Raw genomic sequence first — 20657 nt, 5'->3', positions numbered from 1 at the left:
TGCCGGATGAGGCAGCCTTGCCGTCCCGTCGCCAGGTTCATGCGGAGCTTCAACGATCGTGGTCAGGACCCTGATCCTTCTACTGGCACAGCTCGCGAGCACACCGATCGTGTCCGAGGCGGTCGAGACCGGCGAACACCGCCTGGTCGATCTCCAGACTTTCGAGTGCCGGGACATCACCCGCAGCACGGTGCTTCAGCGGGTCTGTTACGATCGTGCGCAGCAGGACCTGATCGTCGCGAGCAACGGCGCCTATCACCTCTATTGCGGCGTGACGGCCGACACGGTGGAGCGCCTCCTCGGCGCGCCGTCCATGGGCCAGTTCTTCAACCGGAATATCAGGCGCGAGATGGCCGGCAGCCGCTACGATTGCACCTGAGGCGGACGCCCGGCTCCGCTCAATCGGTCAGCATGGCGCCGACGTCGGCTTCGGCGACGACCTGCCCGTTGACCTTGGCGTCGCCGTGAAACCACCACATGGCCTTGCGGCGGCCGAGCGAGCGCATGTGATACTCGATCGTGTCGCCCGGCAGCACGGGCTTGCGAAACTTGCACTTGTCGATGGTGAGGAAATAGACCGCCCGCGGCTTCTCGGTGCCCTCGACCGACTTGATGCCGATCACGCCCGCGGTCTGCGCCATCGCCTCGATCATCATGACGCCGGGATAGACCGGACGCTCGGGGAAATGCCCCTGGAACGCCGGCTCGTTGAAGGTGACGTTCTTGATGCCGATGCCGCTGTAATCGGCGCGGATGTTGATCACGCGGTCGATGAGCAGCATCGGAAAGCGGTGCGGCAGCGTCTGGAGGATCGCATTGATGTCCACCAGCTCGAACTTAACAGGTGATTCCGCCGTCATTCCCGTCCCTCGTCCTTCGGATCGGCCTTGCTGTCGCGCACCAGGCGCTCCACCGCGATGATCTCCTTGAACCATTGCTTGGTCGGCTTGGCAAAGAGGCCACCCCAACGGCCATTCGGCGGGATGTCGTCCTTGACCCCGCTCATCGCGGTAACCTGGGCGCCATCACCGATCTTGAGGTGATTGTTGATGCCAACCTTTGCTCCCAGCGCCACGTTGTCGCCGATCGTCAGGCTGCCCGCGAGGCCGATCTGAGCCGCCAGCAGGCAATTCCGGCCGATCGTCACATTGTGGCCGATCTGGACCTGATTGTCGATTTTGGTGCCCTCCCCGATCACGGTGTCGCGCAGGGAGCCGCGGTCGATGGTGGTGCCGGCGCCGACCTCCACATTGTTCTGGATCAGCACGCGGCCGGTCTGGGGGACCTTCAGATGCCCCTCGGGGCCGAAGAAGATGAATCCGTAGCCGTCCTGGCCGATCGAGCAGCCGGGATGGATCAGCACGTCGTTGCCGATCAGGGCGCATTGGATGGCCGTGCGGGCGCCGACATTGCAGTCCCGGCCGATCTTGACGCCGGGGCCGATGACCGCGCCGGCGCCGATCACCGTGCCGCTCCCGATCTCGACGTCCGGGCCGATGACCGCCAGGGGCTCGACGATGACGTCGTCCTCGAGCCGGGCCGAGGGATCGATGATGGCGGACGGTGCAATACCCTCGATGCCGAACCAGGATTGCGGCCGCAGCGCATCGGCGTGCCATTCCCGCGCGATCCGGACGAAGGCGCGGAACGGCTGCGCCACCCGCAGCACGGCCACGTGGGCAGGCACCTGGGCCTCGAAGCGTGGGCTTACCAGGCATGCCCCGGCGCGGGTCGCTTTGAGTTCCTCGAGATATTTGAGGTTGTCGAAAAAGGCCAAATGCATCGGGCCCGCTTCATCGAGGGAAGCAAGGCCCGTGATGACGTGGCCGCCCCTCGCCGGGTCGACCAGCTGCGCCTTGGTCAGCGTGGCGATGTCGGCCAACGCTGCGGCAGGCGGCTTTGTGAAGAAGGTCGGCTGCGCCATTCCACCCCGTCGCGGTCCGGCTTCGGCATGAAGCGGTCAGGCCGCATCATGCCTCATGTCTTTGATCGGCACGATCCCTTTCGGAAACCGGCTCCGGCGATCCGGATCGTGCCGTGCTGATCGAACTAGAACGTGGTGCCGCCGCCGAACCGGAACTCCTGCGTGCGGTCGTACTTGCCCTTGCTGAGCGGCACGGCGTAGTCGAAGCGCAGCGGTCCGAACGGCGACTGCCAGATCACGCCGACACCGACCGACGAGCGAACGACCTTGCTGTCGTCATATACGAGACCGGTGCAGGTCCCGGTGCTGTTCGGATTGATGGTCGACGGGATACAGCCCGGCACGTTGACCTCGTTGGTGGCGGTCCAGCTCGTCGGTCCCTTGTAGTCGTAGAGGCCGCCGGCGTCGGCATAGACCGCGCCCTTCAGACCCACTTCCTTGGGCAGGAACCAGAACGGCATCTGCAATTCGAGCGAAGCACCCCAATACTTGGTGCCGCCGAGCGCATCCTGCGTGCCGAAGGGGTTCAAGTCGCGCGGACCGATGCCGTTCGGGGCAAAGCCACGAACGAGGTTCGGGCCCATCTGGAAGTGGTCGAGCATGCGCAGATCGTTGCCGATCTTGTTCAGCATGCCGCCTTGCAGGCGGACGAGGCCGACGATGTCGGAGACGAGCGGCGTGTAGTACTTCGCGTCGACCACCGACTTCAGATAGGAGACGTCGCCGCCGACGCCGGCGAAGTCCTGCCGGAAGTCGACGAGCAGACCATCGGTCGGGTTCTTGTTGTTGTCCAGCGTGTTGTAGGTCAGCGTGTAGCCGAGCGCCGAGGTCAGAGTCTTGCCGTTGGCCAGCTCCTTGCGGACCGGCAGCGAGGCTTCGCCATCGTTGTAGCAGCCGAGGCCGTTGGTGGATGCAGCCAAGGGCGTACCCGTCGCCGCCGAGTAGGCCGGACTGGGGTTGAATGCCGATGACAGCGGGTCGTTGTTACAGTTGGCCAAGTAGCTCGGCAGCGTGATCTCTTGCCGATAGATCGAGTAGCGCACCTGGAGCGAGAGATCTTCACGCAAGGAGAAGCCGAGTCGCGGCGAGAAGCCGAGCGTCCTGGTGCCGTAAGAGATGTAGCTGTTGGACTTCTGCTCACGCTGATAGAGGTCGAGGCCGAGCGCGACGCGGTAGTCGAGCAGATACGGCTCGACGAACGACAGCGAGTAGCCGCGGGCATACTGGCCATAGGTCACCGACGCCTTGGCGAACAGGCCGCGACCGAGCAGGTTGCGCTCCGAGATCGAGACTTCGGCCAGCGCGCCGTCGGTGGTTGAGTAACCGCCCGAGACCGAGAAGTCGCCGGTCGATTTCTCTTCCATGTCGACGATCAGGATGACGCGGTCGCTGGACGAGCCCGGCTCGGTCGTGATCTTCACGGTCTTGAAATAGTCGAGGTTCTTCAGGCGCCGCTCGGCACGGTCGACCAGCGCGCGGTTGTAGGCGTCGCCTTCCGAGATGTCGAACTCGCGGCGGATTACGTAGTCGCGCGTGCGGGTGTTGCCGCGCAGGTTGATGCGCTCGATATAGGTGCGCGGGCCCTCGTCGACGTTGAACACGACGGACACGGTGTGCGCTTCGAAGTTGCGGTCGCCGCCGGGCCGGACCACGGCGAAGGCATAGCCGCGCCGGGAGGCCTCGATCTGCATCTCCTCGACCGACTTCTCGACCAATTCGACGTTGTAGAGCGAGCCGACATTGATGCGCGAATAGCCGCGCATCGAGCTCGGATCGAAGTTCGGAATGCTGGTGCGGAAATCGACCGAGCCGACGCGGTATTGCTGACCTTCCTCGATCTTGAAGGTGACGTTGAAGCCCTTCTTCTCCGGATCGTACTCGGTGAGCGCCGCGACGACCTGCACGTCGGCGAAGCCGTTCTTGAGATAGAATCGGCGGATCAGATCGCGATCGGCTTCGACGCGATCGGGATCATAGACGTCACCGCTGCCGAGAAAGCTCAGCAGATTCGTTTCGCGCGTCTTAATCACGTCGCGAAGGCGGTAGGACGAGAAGGCATTGTTGCCGACGAACTCGATCGACCGGACGCCGGTCTTGACGCCCTCCTCGACCGTGAAGATCAGGTCGACGCGATTGTTCGGCTGCTCGATAATCTCGGGCGTGACGCGCACGTCGTAGCGGCCGGAGCGGCGATAGATTTCGGCGATTCGGAGCGTGTCCGACTGCACCATGGCGCGGGAGAAGGTGCCGCGGGCCTTGGACTGGACTTCAGCGGTGAGCTGCTCGTCCTTGATCTTCTTGTTGCCCTCGAAGGCGATGCGGCCGATCACCGGGTTTTCCACCACGGAGACGATCAGCTGGCCGCCGGAACCGCGGTTGATCCTGACGTCCTGGAACAGGCCGGTCTCGATCAACGCCTTGAGGCCGTCGTCGATGGCGGCCTGATCCAGCCGGCCGCCCGGGCCCGGCTTGAAATAGGAGCGGATCGTCTCCACCTCGACGCGGCGATTCCCTTCGACGGAAATCGACTGAACGGTCTGAGCGAGCGCAGACGAAGACACGAAAACAGCCCCAACCGGGGCAACCACCGGCGCGCCGAACAAGATCAGGGTCGCGATCAAGCCCCCCCGGAGTCGCAGTCCAAACTTCATCGCGCAACGCGCCCTTATCATTCCGTGCCAGACCCACCCCAACGCCGGTCCGGAGATTCCCCAAGTTCAGGCCGCTTGTAGCCAATTTCGCCGACGCCGCAAACGGCCGAAAGCGCCGTAATTTCAATTTCATTCCAAGACGTTGCTCAACAGCAACGCCACAAAAAAGCCCCTATCAGGAAGCCGCCATCCGCAGGATGTCGTTGTAGGTCGCGAACACCATCAACATCAGCACGAGGCCAAGGCCGATTCGGAACCCCATTTCCTGGGTCCGCTCGGACAGGGGCCGACCCCGAACCACCTCGGCCGCATAGAACATCAGGTGGCCGCCATCGAGCAGCGGGATCGGGAACAGGTTCAAAAGGCCGATCGAGACCGACAGCACCGCGCAGAGATTGATCACGAACTGGAACCCGGCGCTGGCCGCCTGCCCCGACATTTTCGCGATTCCCAGGACTCCGCTGACCTCGTTCGGATTGCCCTGGCCGACGAAGAGGGAGCCCAGGAACTTGAAGGTGCTGGTGATGATGAACCAGACCTGCTCGACGCCGATCTTGAGCGCTTCACCGACGCCGACCGGGGTGGTCGAGGCCTCCCCGGCCTGCGACTTGTGCTCGACGCCGAGAACGCCGAGACGGTGGCTGTTGCCGAACGGATCCTTGCGCTCCAGCAGCGCCGGGGTCGCGGTCAGCGAGACGATGGCACCGTCGCGCTTCACCTGGAAGGTAAGCGCCGAACCGGCGTTCATCGCAACGATTCGCTGCATGTCGGCAAAGCTCTCGATCGGCTTGCCGTCAATCTGGACGACGACGTCGCCGACCTTGAAGCCGGCCGCAGCCGCCGCGCCGTCGGCGACGACACCGTCGACCCGGGCGATCGTGCTCGGCTTGCCGTAATAGAGGGCCATTCCGGCGAAGATCAGCGCGCCCAGGATGAAATTGGCGATCGGCCCGGCCGCCACGATCGCCGCGCGGGGGCCGACCTTCTTGTGGTGGAAGCTGCCGGCGCGCTCCTCGGCCGTCATGGCCGCCAGCGTCTGGGCCGACGGGGTCGAGGCCTCGCTCTCGTCGCCGAAGAACTTGACGTAGCCGCCGAGCGGGATCGCCGAAATCTTCCAGCGGGTGCCATGGCGGTCGTTGAAGCCGACCAGCTCGGGGCCAAAGCCGAGCGAAAAGGTTAGCACGCGCACGCCGGCCCAGCGCGCGACCAGGAAATGGCCGAGCTCGTGGAAGAACACGACGATGGTCAGGACGAACAGGAAGGGAACCGCGTAGCCGAGGAGCCCATGGCTCAACGTATTGAAACTATGGACGAAAAAGTCGATCATCGAATTCCCTCACCCAGCGCCGCAAGGCCCTGGTCCCGAACCAACTAGGATGCCTTTAAGGCAATTTGAGGCAATAGGGCGGCGGCCCTATTTCGCGCAACATGGTCAACAGAGATTGCATCGTCCGCCGACATCAGGGGCGCCTGGTTGCCGCCCTTGATCCAATCCTCGAGCGTCGCCTCGACCAGCCGGGCAATCGCGCCGAACGGGATCTTGCCGGCAATGAAGGCGGCGACCGCAACCTCGTTGGCGGCGTTGTAGACGGTTGTCGCGCCCTTCCCGGTACGGAGCGATTCGTAGGCCAGCCGCAATCCGGGGAAGCGCTCGAAGTCCGGCGCCTCGAAGGTCAGCTGGCCGATCTTGGCAAGGTCGAGCTTGGCGGCCGGGCCCTTGATGCGATCGGGCCAGCCGAGGCAATGGGCGATCGGCGTCCTCATGTCGGGCGCGCCGAGCTGGGCCACGACCGAGCAGTCGGAAAACTCGACCATGCCGTGGATGATCGACTGCGGATGAACCAGCACGTCGATCTCGTCCGGCGAGAGCGCAAACAAATAGGACGCCTCGATCACTTCAAGGCCCTTGTTCATCATCGAGGCCGAATCGATCGTGATCTTCTGGCCCATGCTCCAGTTCGGATGCTTCAGGGCCTGCTCGAGCGTCGCCTGCTCGATGTCCGCAGGCTTCCAGGTCCTGAACGGACCGCCGGAGGCCGTGATGATGACGCGGACGAGCTCGTCGCGATTGCCTGAGCTCAGTGCCTGGAACAGCGCGTTGTGCTCGGAATCGGCCGGCAGGATGCAGGCGCCGGCTTTTGCCGCGCGCTGCATGAAGAAGTCGCCGGCGCAGACCAGGCACTCCTTGTTGGCGAGCGCGACATGCGCGCCGCGATCGACCGCGGCAAGCGCCGGCTTCAGCCCGGCAGCGCCGCTCACCGCCGCCATCACCCAGTCCGCCGGGCGCGCGCCGGCCTCGATCACCGCACTTTCGCCGGCGCCGCATTCGGTGCTGGTGCCCGCCAGCGCGTCCTTGAGCTCGGCGAGCTTGGAGGTGTCGGCAATCGCGACATAGCGCGCATTGAATTCCTTGGCGAGCTTGGCCAGCGCTGCGACATTGCCGTTCGCCGTCAGCGCCTCGACACGGTAGCGCTCGGGCGAGGCGCGCAAGAGGTCCATCGTGCTGTCGCCGATCGAGCCGGTGGCACCGAGGACTGTGACGCTGCGAATGTCAGACGCAGCAAGCCTGTTGTTACGCAAGGGAACGGCGCTCATATCCTCACCAAACCATAAGACCGCTTCCGGCGCTATGCACACCATGGCGGAGAAAGCCGATAATCCATGCCGCCAGGATGGCGGCGATAAAACCGTCCAGGCGGTCCAGTAGTCCGCCATGGCCGGGAATTAAGTGACTGGAATCCTTGACACCGAAGCGCCGCTTCACGGCGGATTCGAAGAGATCGCCGAGCTGCGACACCACGGACAGGACGGCGCCGACGAGCAGCAGTGGAACCGCTTTTCCGATCCCGCAGGCGGCAAAGCCGGCGGCGACCGCAAGGCTCGCCGCAAAACCGCCGAGCGCGCCGGCCCAGGTCTTTTTCGGGCTCACGCGCGGCCATAATTTCGGACCGCCAATGCTGCGTCCGGCGAAATAGCCGCCGATGTCGGTCGCCCAGACCACCAGCAGCACGAACATCAGCGCGGAGAAGCCGTTGACGAGATCCTTGCGCAGCAGGATCGAGGCCAGCAGCGCCGCCGCCGCATAGGCAAATCCGCTGGCCGCCCACAAGAACTTGCCCCGCGCGATCAGCGTCACGAGCGCGCCGCCGATCAGGCCGGTGACGACGGAGGTCTTGAGCGCGCCGAAAGCGACGGAGGCTCCCATCATGGCGATCACGACCGTCCCCGCCCCGGTCAGTGCGGCCGATCCTGCGCCCACCACCATCAGCCATTCGGCAAACAGCCCGATCGAGACCAGGGTGACGAAAAGCGCCCACAGCCAGCCGCCGGCATAGGCGATCGCAATGGCCAGCGGCGCCAGCACCAGCGCCGCGAGGACCCGCATCACCAGATTGCTCGGGGCAGGCTTGGCGCCCACCGGTGCAGAATCGGGTTCGTTCACGAGGCGGTCTTCGCAACCAGGCCGCCGAAACGGCGCTCGCGCCTGGCAAATTCGGCAATCGCGCTTTCCAGCGCCGCCTTGTCGAAGTCGGGCCAATGGATCGGCGCGAACACGAGCTCGCTATAGGCGGCCTGCCACATCAGGAAGTTCGACAGGCGCTGCTCGCCGCTCGTGCGGATGATGAGATCGGGATCGGGGATGTCGGGCGCGTCAAGATGCGCGCCAAGCGTCTCGGCGTCGATCGTGGCAGGATCCCGCCTGCCCTCCGCGACCTCGCGGGCGAGCTTCCGCGCCGCCTTCGCGATCTCCTGCCGCGAGCCGTAATTGAAGGCGACGACGAGCGTCAGTCGCGTATTGTCGCGCGTCAGCTCCTCGGCCTCGTTCAGCAAAGCGCAGATGTCGCTCTCGAGCCCCTCGCGCTCGCCGATGATGCGGACCTTGACGCCGTCGCGATGCAGGCTCGCCAGATCGTTGCGGATGAAGCGCCGCAGCAGGCCGAACAGGTCGCCGATCTCGCTCGCCGGACGCGACCAGTTCTCCGAAGAGAACGAGAAGATGGTGAGATAGCGGATGCCGAGCTCGTGCGAGGCGCGCACCACACGGCGCAATGCGTCCACGCCGCGACGATGCCCTTCCGCGCGCGGCAGACCGCGCGCGGCCGCCCAACGCCCGTTGCCGTCCATGATGATGGCGACATGCGCGGGCGCCTCGGACCGGTCGGGTCCTTCCGTTGCGGGCGCGGCGGCGTTGGACATGAAGGCGATGCCTTAAACGGTGAGGATTTCTTTTTCCTTGGCGGCCAGCAACTGGTCGATCTCGGCGATGGTGCCGTCGGTCGCCTTCTGCACCTCGTCGGCGTGACGCTTCTGATCGTCCTCCGACATCTCGTGATTCTTCTCGAGCTTCTTGAGCACGTCGAGACCGTCGCGGCGGACATGGCGCGCGGCGACCTTGGCGGCTTCGGCATATTTGTGCGCGACCTTCACCAGCTCCTTGCGGCGCTCCTCGTTAAGCTCGGGAATGCGCAGGCGCAGCACCTGGCCCTCGGTCGCCGGCGACAGGCCGAGATTGGAATCGACGATCGCCTTCTCGACGGCCTTGACCATCGACTTGTCCCAGACCTGAACCGAGATCAGCCGCGGCTCCGGCACGCTGACGGTGGCGAGCTGATTGAGCGGCATGTGGCTGCCATAGGCCTCGACCTGCACCGGATCGAGCATCGAGGCCGAGGCGCGTCCCGTGCGCAGGCCGCCGAGCTCGTGCTTGAGCGAGGCGACGGCGCCCTGCATGCGGCGCTTCACTTCGTTGAGGTCGAAATTACCCGTGGCCATCACGTTTTCTCCTTCAAAATCCCGGCGACCGCTCCGCGCCGTTCCCTTTCGGGCGCGCCAGTTGAGCCGTCAGCCGGCGACGATGGTTCCGTGGCCGACGCCACGCAGAATCGCGCCGATCGAGCCCGGCTCCGCGATCGAGAATACGATGATAGGCAGCGATGTCTCGCGGGCAAGCGCGAAGGCGGTCGCATCCATCACCTTGTAGCCGCCCTCGATCGCCTGCGAATGCGTCAGGCGGTCGAACCGCGTGGCGGTCGGATCCTTCTTCGGATCGGCCGAGTAGACCCCGTCGACATTGGTGGCCTTCAGGACCGCCTGCGCGCCGATCTCGGCGGCCCGCAGCACCGCCGTCGTGTCGGTGGTGAAGAACGGATTGCCGGTCCCGCCGCCGAGCAGCACGATGCGGCCCTCGGCCAGGTATCTGTGTGCCGCGGTGCGGGTGAACAGCTCGGAAATCTCGGGCATGACGAAGGCCGACAGCGTCCGAGCCGGCGTGCCCTTGCGCTCGATCGCCGCTTCCAGCGCGAGGCAGTTCATCATGGTGGCGAGCATGCCCATGGTGTCGCCGGTGGTGCGCGACACCCCGCGGGATGAGACCTCGACGCCGCGGACCATGTTGCCGCCGCCGATTACGACCGCGACCTCGGTGCCGAGATGGCGGGCCGCGATCAGATCGTCCGCAACCCGGTCGACGGTCGGCTGATCGATGCCAAAGCCTTGCTGTCCCGCGAGATATTCGCCGGACAGCTTGATCACGACGCGACGATAGACCGGATCAGTCATGAGCACTTTCCTTGTCCGGGCGCCGCTTCCGGCGGCACGCCGGAAGGAACGTTCCGGCGCTTACTTCTTGCCGCTGGCCGCGGCGACCTCGGCCGCGAAGTCGCTTTCCTGCTTCTCGATTCCCTCGCCGAGAGCATAGCGCACAAAGCCGGCGATCTTCACAGCGCCGCCGACCTTGCCCTCGGCCTCCTTCACCGCCTGCGCCACCGACTTGCCGGTGTCGTGGATGAAGGCCTGCTCGAGCAGGCAGACTTCCTTGTAGTAGGTCTTGAGGCCGGACTCGACGATCTTCTCGATCACGTTCTCCGGCTTGCCCTGCTGACGGTACTTGTCGGCCAGCACGTCCTTCTCGCGCTTGACCACGGCCGGATCGAGGCCGGAGGGATCGAGCGCCAGGGGGTTGGCAGCGGCGACGTGCATCGCGATCTGACGGCCGAGCGCTGCGAGCTCGTCAGCCTTGCCCGGCGATTCCAGCGCCACGATCACGCCCATCTTGCCGGCGCCCTCGATGACGGCCCCGTGAACATAGTGCGAGACAACGCCCTGGCTCACCTCGAGCTGGGCGGCGCGGCGCAGCGTCATGTTCTCGCCGATGGTGGCGATCGCATCATTGATGGCGGTTTCGATCGTGACGTCGCCGACCTTGGCGGCCTTGATCTTCTCGACGTCGGCGCCGACGTCGAACGCGACCTGCGCGATCATCTTGACCAGGCCCTGGAACTGGCCGTTGCGGGCGACGAAGTCGGTCTCTGAATTGACCTCGACCACGACGCCCTTGGTGCCCTTGGTGAGTGCGCCGATCAGGCCCTCGGCCGCGACGCGGCCCGACTTCTTGGCGGCCTTGGACAGACCCTTCTTGCGCAGCCAGTCCTGCGCAGCTTCCATGTTGCCGTCGTTTTCGGTGAGCGCTGCCTTGCAGTCCATCATGCCTGCGCCGGTCGATTCGCGCAGGTCCTTGACCATCGCAGCTGTGATCGTTGCCATCGTTGAAAATCCTTTGTGCCTGCTGGTTTGCCGCGGCGCGGCATCAAATCGCCCCGCCGCGGTCCATCTCAGGAAGTCGCGTCAACTGAAATGGTGGCCGGATCCTATCCGGCCAACCCATCGCTCTTTTTGACTATTCCGCTTCCGCGGTCAGCGCCTTGGCCTTGGCCACCCAGGCATCCGCGCGGCTCGGCAGACCGACTTCTTCGCCGATCGTGTGCGCGGTGTCGTGGTCGAGCTCGGCGAGCTGCCAGTAGTGGAAGATGCCGAGATCGTTGAACTTCTTCTCGATCGCACCCGACACGCCCGGGAGCTTCTTGAGGTCGTCGGCGGTGCCGCGGGGACCCGCAAGGCCCTGGAAACCGCTCGAGGACGCTGCCGGCAGCTCTTCGGCGAGCGGCTTGGCCGACGCTCCGATGTCGACGCCCGAATCGCCCTGGGCACGCGAGATGCCGTCGATCGCCGCACGCGCGATCAGATCGCAGTACAGCGAGATGGCACGGCCGGCGTCGTCATTGCCCGGCACCACATAGGTGATGCCCTTGGGGTCCGAATTGGTGTCGACGATCGCGGCGACCGGGATGTTGAGCCGCTGGGCCTCCTGGATCGCGATGTCTTCCTTGTTGGTGTCGATCACGAAGATCAGGTCGGGCAGACCGCCCATGTCCTTGATGCCGCCGAGCGAGCGGTCGAGCTTGTCGCGCTCGCGCTGCAGCGTCAGGCGCTCCTTCTTCGTGTAGGAATTGGCTTCGCCGCCCGAGAGCACGTCGTCGAGGTGACGCAGGCGCTTGATCGAGGCCGAGATCGTCTTCCAGTTGGTCAGCGTGCCGCCGAGCCAGCGCGAATTGACGAAATACTGCGCGCAGCGCTTGGCCGCGTCGGCAACGCCGTCCTGGGCCTGGCGCTTGGTGCCGACGAACAGGATGCGGCCGCCCTTGGCCACCGTGTCGCTGACGGCCTGGAGGGCCTGGTGCAGCATCGGCACGGTCTGGGCGAGGTCGACGATGTGGATGTTGTTGCGGGTGCCGAAAATGAACGGAGCCATTTTCGGATTCCAGCGGTGAGATTGGTGACCAAAGTGCACGCCAGCTTCCAGCAGCTGACGCATAGTGAAATCGGGTAGTGCCATCGTTCTAGTTCTCCGGTTGGTTCCTCCGGAAACGTGTGAGCAAAACGGAGCGCTCTCGCCCCGGCTGCCACCGGACGGCCTTGTGAGCCATGTTTCCGTGTGAGATGGCGCGCTATATAGCGCCATTTCGGCCAGAAGCAAGGAAATAACGGGCCTTTGGGGACGCCTCTAGGCTGCGCTCGCTTCCGAGCGTCCCCTGCCCCTTGAGCCTCCTAACACTTTGGCTGGCCCGGCGGGCAGCTCTTCGGTGGCGGGCCGGCCGGCCGCGGAGGCGGATGCGGCGCTGCGGCCATCGGCGGCGGCGCCGGTCGGGCGACCGGAGGTGGTGGCGGCGGCGGCGCTGGCCGTGCGACAGGCGGCGGAGGTGGTGCCGGCCGCGCCATCGCGGGCGGAGGCGGCGCCGGCCGGGCAACAGGTGGCGGCGGTGGCGCCGGCCGCGCCACGGCGACGGGCGGAGGCGCGGCCCGCGGCGGCGGGGGTGGCGCAACCCGCGGCGGAGGCGGCGGCGCCGGCCTTGCCAGAGCCTGAGGATGCGGAGGCGCAGCGGCGGGCCTGCCGGCCTGCGGCGGCGGTGGTGCGGGCCGACGATCCTGAACTCCGGACGGTGTCCGCGCCGCCAAGGGTGGCGGCGGAGGTGTCACGGGTTTGGCCGCAGTCGGGGCGGCGGGCTTGCCGGTGGCCGCGCTCGGCGGCGGCAAAGCGCCCGGCGGAGGCCCGCCCGGCCTGCCGCGCAGGTCTGGCACAGGCGGGGTCGTTGTCCCCGGCCTGGGCAGGGCCGCGGACGGATTCGTCGCGTTTCCGGAAGCCGGTGGGTGATTGGGCGTCGTAGCCGCGTTCGGCTGCGGCGGTGGGACGTTGCCGCTCGGCGCCGTGGCGGTCGCGGCGGGCTTGCCTGGGGATGGGACAGTCCCGGGCGCGGCCCCCGCTCCAGCCGGCGGCGGCCCGCCGGGGGTGCCGGGCACGGGCAGCGTATTGGCCTGCGGCAGCTTGGTCGGCGCCAGCGCTTGCGGGGGTGTAGCGGCGCTGCCGGCGGGCGCGGTCGCGGTCGGACTGGGTGTGCCGCCCGGCGTCCCCGTCCCGGGCGCCGCTCCGGCCGGCGGGCTGCCGGGCGCTCCCGGCGCCGGCACCGTATTGGCCTGCGGCAGCTTGGCGCCTGCGGGCGGCGGCGCCGTCGTGCCAGGCGCAACATTGGCCGGAGCCGGTGCCGCGAGACCCGGCTTCGCCGTCGGCTGGATCGTCGCGCTCGGCGGCATCGGCGCCTTGCCCTGCTGGATCAGAGCGGCGCGCTGGACCACCGCCTGCGGCACGGCCGGACCTGCCGGCGTGGCGCGGCCGGCAACCGCCGGCGCCAGATTGCCCGGTCCGGGCGCCGGCCCCGCGGCCGGCGGCGGTGCCGGCGGGCGGTTGATCACGGTGTTGATGACCGTCGTGTTGTGGATGTTCTGATAGATGATGTTGTTCGGCGGCGGCGCGACATAGACCGGCGGCCTGACGAATACCGGGATCGGCACGAACACCGGCTGCGGCAGCACGAACAGGCCGACCACGGGCAGTGGCGGCGGCAGCACGACGAAATCCGGCGGCGGCGGCGGCAGGTAATAGACCGGCGGCGGCGGTGGCGGCGCGAAGCCGAAATCGGGATCGCTGAAATACAGCACGGGACGGTCGACATAGACCACCTCCTCCGGCGGCGGTGGCGGCACGTCGTAGTCGATCATCGCGAAGCTCGGCGGCGGCTCGGGCGGCGCGGTGAGGATCGCAAGGCGGCGCCGTGCGTCTGCCGCATGCGGCCCGCGCGGATAGCGGCGCAGATACGACCAATAGGCCTCCGGCGTGTCGGTGCGGTAGGTCCGCCGCCAGGTGATGGCTTCGCGGCGCGCGGCAACGATCGCCATCACGCGCTTGGCGAGCGGGTCGTTCGGATAGGCCGCGAGAAACTCCTCATAGGCCGGCAGCGTGTCGCGCTCGAGCGCGGCGGCGTAGGCATCCTGCACGCCGAGATCGCGGATCGGCTTGCTCCGGATCGCGGCGACCTGGTCGGGCGCAGCCGCCGGCGGCGGCGCATCGGGCGCGCGCTCGAAGAACGAGAATGGCGCCGAGATCTTCTGCTCGTTCCAGGGCACCTGCGCGCCCTTGGAGGCCTCGTTGACGCGCAGGCGGACGCGGTCGAACACCTCGGGCAGCGGCAGGCCGCCGGTGCGGATCATCTCGGCGAGCGACTGCGCATAGATGCCGTAGGGCCCCGGCTCCTCCGGCGCCACCGTGCCGGGCGCGGCGTTGAAAGCGATCAGCATGTTCGGCTCCGGCTCGACCAGCGCCAAACCGCTCGCGATCGGCTGTCCGCCCTCGATGAAGGGCTGCGCCCGGGCCGCGTCGAGCACCACGATATTGGCCTTGAGCGGAATCGAGGCGAGCTGGCGCGCATAGTCACTGATGCGCAGGGCCTCGGTCGGTATGTCGGTGTCGCGGCTGATGTTGGAATCGACCGGGATGAAATAGTTCTCGCCGGCCAGCTGCACGCCGTAGCCGGCAAGATAGATCATCGCGACGGTGCCCGGCCCCGACGCCTGGGCCTTCTGGATGAAATCGCGCAGGCTCTTGCGCAGCGTGTCGCCGTCGAGATCGCGCGCGCCGACCACGTCGAAGCCCGCCGCCTGCAGCGTTTGTGCGATCAGGCCGGCGTCGTTCGCGGTGGTCGCCAGCGGCGATTTGGCATAGGCGCCGTTGCCGACCACGAGCGCGATGCGCTTTTCCTGCTGCTGGGCACGCGCCTGTTGCGGCAAGCCCACGGCAAGGACCGCCAGGAGAAGGCAGAGGAAGACTTTGAGCGTCCCGCGCATGGCTGTGCCCGCTTTTGTTGTTGAGGTGGCCACCGCGTATCAGGCGCGCGGCCAGCTGAATGGCACTTGAACGAGATGCCCGGATTGGGGCGGTGGCATGGCGCCGCCACCCAAGTCAACTCCACGTCGAACCTGCACGTCGGGCGCAAGCCTCGCGACCGCACTGCGGCGCGAGGCTCCCCGGCCCGTTCAGCCCTGGGCGATCAGATCGACCGTGCCCGTCGTTAGCCGGTAGATGCCGCCGACGACCTTCACCTTGCCCTGCTCCACGGCGGCATTGAGGATGGGCGCGGCCGTCTTCAGCTTGGCGATGTTGTCGACCACGTTCTGCCGGATCGCCTTGTTGAGCACGTCCCCGCCCTGCTGCATCGCCGCCTTTGCGGCGGGCGCGATCGCATCGACCAGCGAGGGAATGTGCCCCGGCGGCGACGTATTGTCCTTGATCGCCTTCAGCGTCGCATCCACCGCGCCGCAGGCATCATGGCCGAGCACGAGGATCAGCGGCGTGTTCAGCACCGCCACCGCATATTCCATGCTTGCGATGGTCTCGGTGCCGGCAAAGTTTCCGGCGACGCGACAGACGAACAGGTCGCCGCGACCCGTGTCGAAAGCGTATTCCGGCGCGATGCGCGAGTCGGCGCAGCTCAGCACGGCCGCGAACGGGTTCTGCCCGCCGGCCAGCGCCTCGCGCTCGTGCTTGAAATCGTGGCGCCGCGACACGCCGGCGACGTAGCGCCCATTGCCCTCCATCAGCCGCTTCAGCGACGCGTCGGGCGACAGCACATTCTGCGGCTTCGGCGGCTGCTTGGCGTCCTTGGCCAAGGCGCCACTGGCGAAAGCTCCACCCGCGAAAGCCATGCCGAACGCGGCGGCGCCAAACAGCATCGCCGATCGCCGCGACGGCGCGATGTCTTGAGGCAGAGGTTTGTGATGCAGAGAGGCAGAGCACTTGTCGCACATGTGACATCTCCTCGGGGTCAGTGGACGAATGAAGCGTATCGCGAAGATCGGTGCGCCGAAATGAAGAAATAACTAATGTTAATTGATGCAATCGATGATTGCTGCACCGCGTGCTATGCTGCAAGCCGAAACGCGTGGCCCATCGTGCGCCCGACGATTGCACCGACCTGCGTCCGCCTGCAGGCATTCGAGATCAGCCCGCCAAAGAGTGATCCGAAAAAATTGCGACAATTCCTTTTCTCGACGAATGCGGCACGCATTCACGCGCAGATCGTGCTCAAGCAACGATCCAGATCACGGCGATGCTTCGTCAAGATCTCTTCGCGCTCCAGAGCTGCCCCGCGTCCACAAGCCCCGTGCCCGGCGCGATCAGAGGCACGTCATCGTACCGCGCGCCCTACTCGACGGCTTCCAGCTCCGCGAGTTTCGTGCGCGCGGTTGCCTCATCCAGAGCAACGATCTCGCCCGGCCCGAGATTAGCCTCGCCCGCCGTCGCGACGGACACGACCGCAAGTCCGGCCAAACCGCCGAGCACGGCGCCACCCATGGCGGCATCGTGCCTGGCGCTGCTCTTGATCAGGTAGAAATGCGTCCGGCCTGCCTCCATGACGATCTCGCGCTTGGTCTCGCCCGGAAACATCAGTTCAGTGACCAGCACGTCGTGACGTCCGGCAGGCCGGTCGGCATAGGCATATTTCCCAGCCACGATTTTTCCGAGCGGAGCACCGTCGAGTTTCACCTCGCAGGCGCAAATAGCCATGCTCAGGCCGTTCCTCTTGTCCTGCAGGAACACCACACGCGCGTGCCCCGCGCGCGGAGGACCGACCTTCTTAGACACCGACGCAAAGTCCGTTCCGACCTGATTGCTGACGCACCCCGTCAGCATGGCACAAACGGCCAACAACAACGCACCCTGTCGCAGCATCACACGCCCCATTCCATTCCCCGGGGCACATGCTAGTCGGAATCAGCGCTGGGTTGCAACCGATGCAGTACGACTACTTTGTAAAAACCGGAACGCGCGGCGGAGAAGCTAAAGCTGTTGCACGTCCACCACGCCCGCGACCGCCTTGATCGCGCCGGCGATCTGCGGCGAGACCTTGAAGCGCCCGGGCAGCTTCATCTCCACCTCGGTCTCGAGGTCGAGCATCATCACCAGCGAGACCTCCCCGTCGCCGCTTCCGCGCGGTGCGATGCCGGGACTGCCGACCTTCGGCGCGCCGCCGTTGGTAGCCGCCATATCGGGCCCGGCGAGACGCTTGGCGATCGAGTCCAGCGGTTTGGTGTCGCGCAGGAAGATGCGCAGGCCCTTCTGCGTCTTGGCCGCGGCGTCATCGAGCGGCTCGGCATGCAGCACGCGGGCGCGGACGTCCTCGCCCTGGAGCTCGGCGCCTAACTGCAGCAGCACGGCCGCGCCGGGCTCCAGCACGTCGCGATATTGCGCGAGGCCTTCCGAGAACAGCACCGCCTCGAAATGGCCGGTGGGATCGGACAGGCCCATGATGCCCATCTTGTTGCCGGTCTTGGTGCGCCGCTCCATGCGCGAGACAACGGTCGCGGCGACCTTGCCGGCGGTGGCGCCGGTCTTCACCGCGCGTGAGAACTCGGCCCAGCTCTGCACCCGCAGCCGCTTCAGCACGGTCGCGTAATCGTCGAGCGGATGTCCCGACAGGAAGAAGCCGATCGCGTCGTATTCGCGGCGCAGCCGCTCGGCCGGCAGCCACGGCTCGACCTGCGGCAGCATGATGGTCGGCGCATCCGCCGACATGCCGAACATGTCGTTCTGGCCGATGGTCGCAGCTTCATGCGCCCGCTGGCAGGCGGCGAGGATCGCGTCCGCACCGGCAAAGACGCGCGCCCGGTTCGGCTCCAGCGTGTCGAAGGCGCCGGCAGCGGCGAGGCTTTCGATGATGCGCTTGTTGATCGCGCGCGGCGAGACGCGCGCGGCGAAATCGGCGAGCGAGGTGAACAGGCCGCCTCGGGTGCGCTCCGCGATGATCTGCTCGATCGCCTGGATGCCGACGCCCTTGAGCGCGGCGAGCGCGTAGTAGATCGTGTTCTCGCCGACCTCGAAGGTCGCGCCCGAGCGGTTGATGTTCGGCGGCTCGACCTTGATGCCGAGGCGCTGCGCCTCGGAGCGAAATTCGGAGAGCTTGTCGGTGTTGTTCAGATCGAGCGTCATGGACGCTGCGATGAACTCCACCGGATAATGCGCCTTCATGTAGGCGGTGTGGTAGGACACCAGTGCATAGGCCGCCGCGTGGCTCTTGTTGAAGCCGTAGTCGGCGAATTTTGCGAGCAGCTCGAAGATGGTCTCGGCCTGCCCCTTCGGCACGCCATTCTTAACCGCGCCCGCAACGAAGATGTCGCGCTGCTTGTCCATCTCGGCGCGGATCTTCTTGCCCATAGCGCGGCGCAGCAGGTCGGCATCGCCGAGCGAATAGCCCGACATCACCTGCGCGATCTGCATCACCTGCTCCTGGTAGATGATGACGCCGAAGGTCTCCTTCAGGATCGGCTCCAGCACGGGGTGCAGATATTCCGGCTCCTCGTCGCCGTGCTTGCGCGCGCAATAGGTCGGGATGTTCGCCATCGGGCCCGGCCGATACAGCGCGACCAGCGCGATGATGTCCTCGAAACGGTCCGGCCGCATGTCGATCAGCGCCCGCCGCATGCCCTGGCTTTCAACCTGGAACACGCCGACCACGTCGCCGCGCGCCAGCATCTGGTAGCTCTCGGCATCGTCGATCGGCAGCGTGGCGAGATCGACATCGATGCCGCGCGGCTTCAGCAGCTTGCAGGCGACGTCGAGCACGGTGAGCGTCTTCAGGCCGAGGAAGTCGAACTTCACGAGCCCCGCGGGCTCGACCCACTTCATGTTGAACTGGGTCACAGGCATGTCGGATTTGGGATCGCGGTAGAGCGGCACGAGCTCGCTCAGAGGACGATCGCCGATCACGATGCCGGCCGCGTGGGTCGAGGCGTGGCGGGTCAGGCCTTCGAGACGCTGGGCGATGTCGAAGGCGCGCGCCACCACCGGGTCTTCGTCGCGGAACGCCTGCAGCTTGGGCTCGCTCTCGATCGCGGCGGCCAGCGTCACCGGCGCCGCCGGATTCTGCGGCACCAGTTTGGTCAGCTTGTCGACCTGGCCATAGGGCATCTGCAGCACGCGGCCGACGTCGCGCAGCACGCCGCGCGCCTGCAGCGTACCGAAGGTGATGATCTGCGCGACCTGATCGCGGCCGTAGCGCTGCTGCACGTAACTGATCACCTCGCCGCGGCGGTCCTGGCAGAAGTCGATGTCGAAGTCCGGCATCGAGACGCGTTCCGGATTGAGGAAGCGCTCGAACAGCAGGCCGAACCTGATCGGATCGAGGTCGGTGATGGTGAGCGCCCACGCCACCAGCGAGCCCGCGCCGGAGCCGCGGCCCGGCCCGACCGGAATGCCTTGGCTCTTCGCCCATTTGATGAAGTCGGACACGATCAGGAAGTAGCCCGCGTATTTCATGCGGGTGATGACGTCGAGCTCGAAGGCGAGCCGCTTGGCGTAGGTCTCCTCCGTCGTGCCCTGCGACAGGCCGTGGACGCTCAGGCGCTTGGCCAGCCCCTCCTCCGCCTGGCGCTTCAATTCGGCGGCCTCGACTGCGGCGGCATCCGAGCTCTGCGCCGCACCCACGGTGAAGAACGGCAGGATTGGCTTGCGCGTCATCGGCCGGAACGAGCAGCGCTCGGCGATCTCCACCGTCGAGGCCAGCGCCTCCGGAATGTCGGCGAACAGCACCGCCATCTCGGCGCGCGTCTTGAAGCGATGATCCGGCGTCAGCTGCATGCGGTCGGTCTCGGCGATCAGCCGGCCACCGGCAATGCAGAGCAGCGCATCATGCGCTTCGTAATCGTCGGTGGTCGCGAAATACGGCTCGTTGGTTGCAACCAGCGGCAGCCCCTTGGCGTAGGCGATGTCGATCAAGCCGCCTTCGACGCGCCGTTCCTTCTCGGCGTTGTGGCGCTGCAATTCGATGTAGAGGCGGTCGCCGAACAGAGCAGCGAGACGCTCGCACCGCACGCCGGCGAGCTCGGCCATGCCACCGGCGAGCGCCAGCGAGATCGGGCCGTCCGGCCCGCCCGTCAGCGCGATCAGGCCCTCGGTCTCGTCCTCGAGCCAGTCGAGCTTGACGAACGGAGCATGGCTGTCCGGCGATTCCAGGAACGCGCGCGAGTTCAGCCGCATCAGGCTGCGATAGCCGCGCTCCTGCGCGGCCAGCAGCACCACGCGCGACGGCCCCATCGCGTTGCGCGCGTTGGGATCCTGATCGCCGAAATCGATGGCCAGTTCGCAGCCGACGATCGGCTGGATGCCGGAGCCCGCCATCTTGTCGGAGAACTCCAGCGCGCCGAACAGATTGTCGGTGTCGGTCAGCGCCAGCGCCGGCTGGTGGTCCTTCTTGGCAAGCTCGGCGAGCTTGGCGATCTTGATCGAGCCCTTGAGCAGCGAATAGGCCGAGTGAACGTGAAGGTGGACAAATCCGGCGCTCGGCATGGTCGCGTGACGGCCTCTTGCAGATGAGATGGGGCGGTCGCCGGCTCCTCAAGGCATCATGCACTCGCGCTGC

The 20657-nt window shown here is 66.4% G+C and carries 16 protein-coding genes; 1 reads left to right on the top strand and 15 read right to left on the bottom strand.

Features of this window, described 5'->3' with window-relative positions:
• Positions 1-58: 58 nt before the first annotated feature.
• Entirely contained in the window at positions 59-379 is a 321-nt protein-coding gene (locus ACNJYA_RS18170; RefSeq protein ID WP_439403342.1) for a KTSC domain-containing protein, read from the top strand.
• Positions 380-398: 19 nt separating this feature from the next.
• Here ACNJYA_RS18170 and fabZ read toward each other — a convergent pair whose 3' ends face one another.
• The 15 genes from fabZ to dnaE form a co-directional block, all read right to left on the bottom strand.
• Positions 399-860: a 3-hydroxyacyl-ACP dehydratase FabZ gene (fabZ, locus tag ACNJYA_RS18165; protein ID WP_024341283.1), complete on the bottom strand. Its 462-nt coding sequence runs from the start codon at positions 858-860 to the stop codon at positions 399-401.
• Positions 857-1924 (bottom strand): UDP-3-O-(3-hydroxymyristoyl)glucosamine N-acyltransferase, encoded by a 1068-nt coding sequence (lpxD, locus tag ACNJYA_RS18160; protein ID WP_172783580.1) that lies wholly within the window; start codon positions 1922-1924, stop codon positions 857-859. Before lpxD ends, fabZ begins: the two co-directional genes overlap by 4 nt.
• 125 nt (positions 1925-2049) lie before the next feature.
• On the bottom strand, positions 2050-4575 hold the full coding sequence (gene bamA, locus ACNJYA_RS18155) for an outer membrane protein assembly factor BamA (protein WP_172783579.1): 2526 nt from the start codon (positions 4573-4575) through the stop codon (positions 2050-2052).
• 175 nt (positions 4576-4750) lie between these two features.
• Positions 4751-5902, bottom strand: a complete 1152-nt coding sequence (gene rseP / locus ACNJYA_RS18150; RefSeq protein ID WP_172783578.1) for an RIP metalloprotease RseP — start codon at positions 5900-5902, stop codon at positions 4751-4753.
• Positions 5903-5946: 44 nt separating this feature from the next.
• The gene (dxr, locus tag ACNJYA_RS18145) at positions 5947-7170 is read right to left on the bottom strand and encodes a 1-deoxy-D-xylulose-5-phosphate reductoisomerase (protein ID WP_439403341.1); all 1224 of its coding nucleotides are present in this window, start codon (positions 7168-7170) and stop codon (positions 5947-5949) included.
• Positions 7171-7174: 4 nt separating this feature from the next.
• Positions 7175-8017 (bottom strand): phosphatidate cytidylyltransferase, encoded by an 843-nt coding sequence (locus ACNJYA_RS18140; protein ID WP_260379317.1) that lies wholly within the window; start codon positions 8015-8017, stop codon positions 7175-7177.
• The gene (locus ACNJYA_RS18135; RefSeq protein ID WP_172783575.1) at positions 8014-8772 is read right to left on the bottom strand and encodes an isoprenyl transferase; all 759 of its coding nucleotides are present in this window, start codon (positions 8770-8772) and stop codon (positions 8014-8016) included. The genes ACNJYA_RS18140 and ACNJYA_RS18135 overlap by 4 nt, the downstream gene beginning before the upstream one ends.
• A 12-nt stretch (positions 8773-8784) precedes the next feature.
• The gene (gene frr / locus ACNJYA_RS18130; RefSeq protein WP_025036556.1) at positions 8785-9348 is read right to left on the bottom strand and encodes a ribosome recycling factor; all 564 of its coding nucleotides are present in this window, start codon (positions 9346-9348) and stop codon (positions 8785-8787) included.
• A gap of 69 nt (positions 9349-9417) precedes the next feature.
• Positions 9418-10134 (bottom strand): UMP kinase, encoded by a 717-nt coding sequence (gene pyrH, locus ACNJYA_RS18125; RefSeq protein WP_172783574.1) that lies wholly within the window; start codon positions 10132-10134, stop codon positions 9418-9420.
• Between the two features lie 60 nt (positions 10135-10194).
• On the bottom strand, positions 10195-11118 hold the full coding sequence (gene tsf / locus ACNJYA_RS18120) for a translation elongation factor Ts (protein WP_124158103.1): 924 nt from the start codon (positions 11116-11118) through the stop codon (positions 10195-10197).
• A gap of 133 nt (positions 11119-11251) precedes the next feature.
• Positions 11252-12247 carry a 30S ribosomal protein S2 gene (locus tag ACNJYA_RS18115; RefSeq protein ID WP_172783573.1) on the bottom strand — a complete coding sequence of 332 codons (996 nt, stop codon included), beginning with the start codon at positions 12245-12247 and terminating at the stop codon, positions 11252-11254.
• 212 nt (positions 12248-12459) lie between these two features.
• Positions 12460-15087 (bottom strand): caspase family protein, encoded by a 2628-nt coding sequence (locus ACNJYA_RS18110; protein ID WP_212257234.1) that lies wholly within the window; start codon positions 15085-15087, stop codon positions 12460-12462.
• Between the two features lie 189 nt (positions 15088-15276).
• Positions 15277-16047, bottom strand: coding sequence for a carbonic anhydrase (locus tag ACNJYA_RS18105; protein WP_212257235.1), 771 nt, complete (start codon positions 16045-16047; stop codon positions 15277-15279).
• Positions 16048-16444: 397 nt separating this feature from the next.
• Positions 16445-16984 (bottom strand): DUF2846 domain-containing protein, encoded by a 540-nt coding sequence (locus tag ACNJYA_RS18100; protein ID WP_439367222.1) that lies wholly within the window; start codon positions 16982-16984, stop codon positions 16445-16447.
• A gap of 96 nt (positions 16985-17080) precedes the next feature.
• The gene (dnaE, locus tag ACNJYA_RS18095) at positions 17081-20584 is read right to left on the bottom strand and encodes a DNA polymerase III subunit alpha (protein ID WP_212257237.1); all 3504 of its coding nucleotides are present in this window, start codon (positions 20582-20584) and stop codon (positions 17081-17083) included.
• Between the last annotated feature and the right edge of the window lie 73 nt (positions 20585-20657).

The organism is Bradyrhizobium sp. BLXBL-01, assembly GCF_051853025.1.
Taxonomy (GTDB): Bacteria; Pseudomonadota; Alphaproteobacteria; order Rhizobiales; family Xanthobacteraceae; genus Bradyrhizobium.
This window is presented reverse-complemented; position numbering and strand designations above follow the sequence as displayed.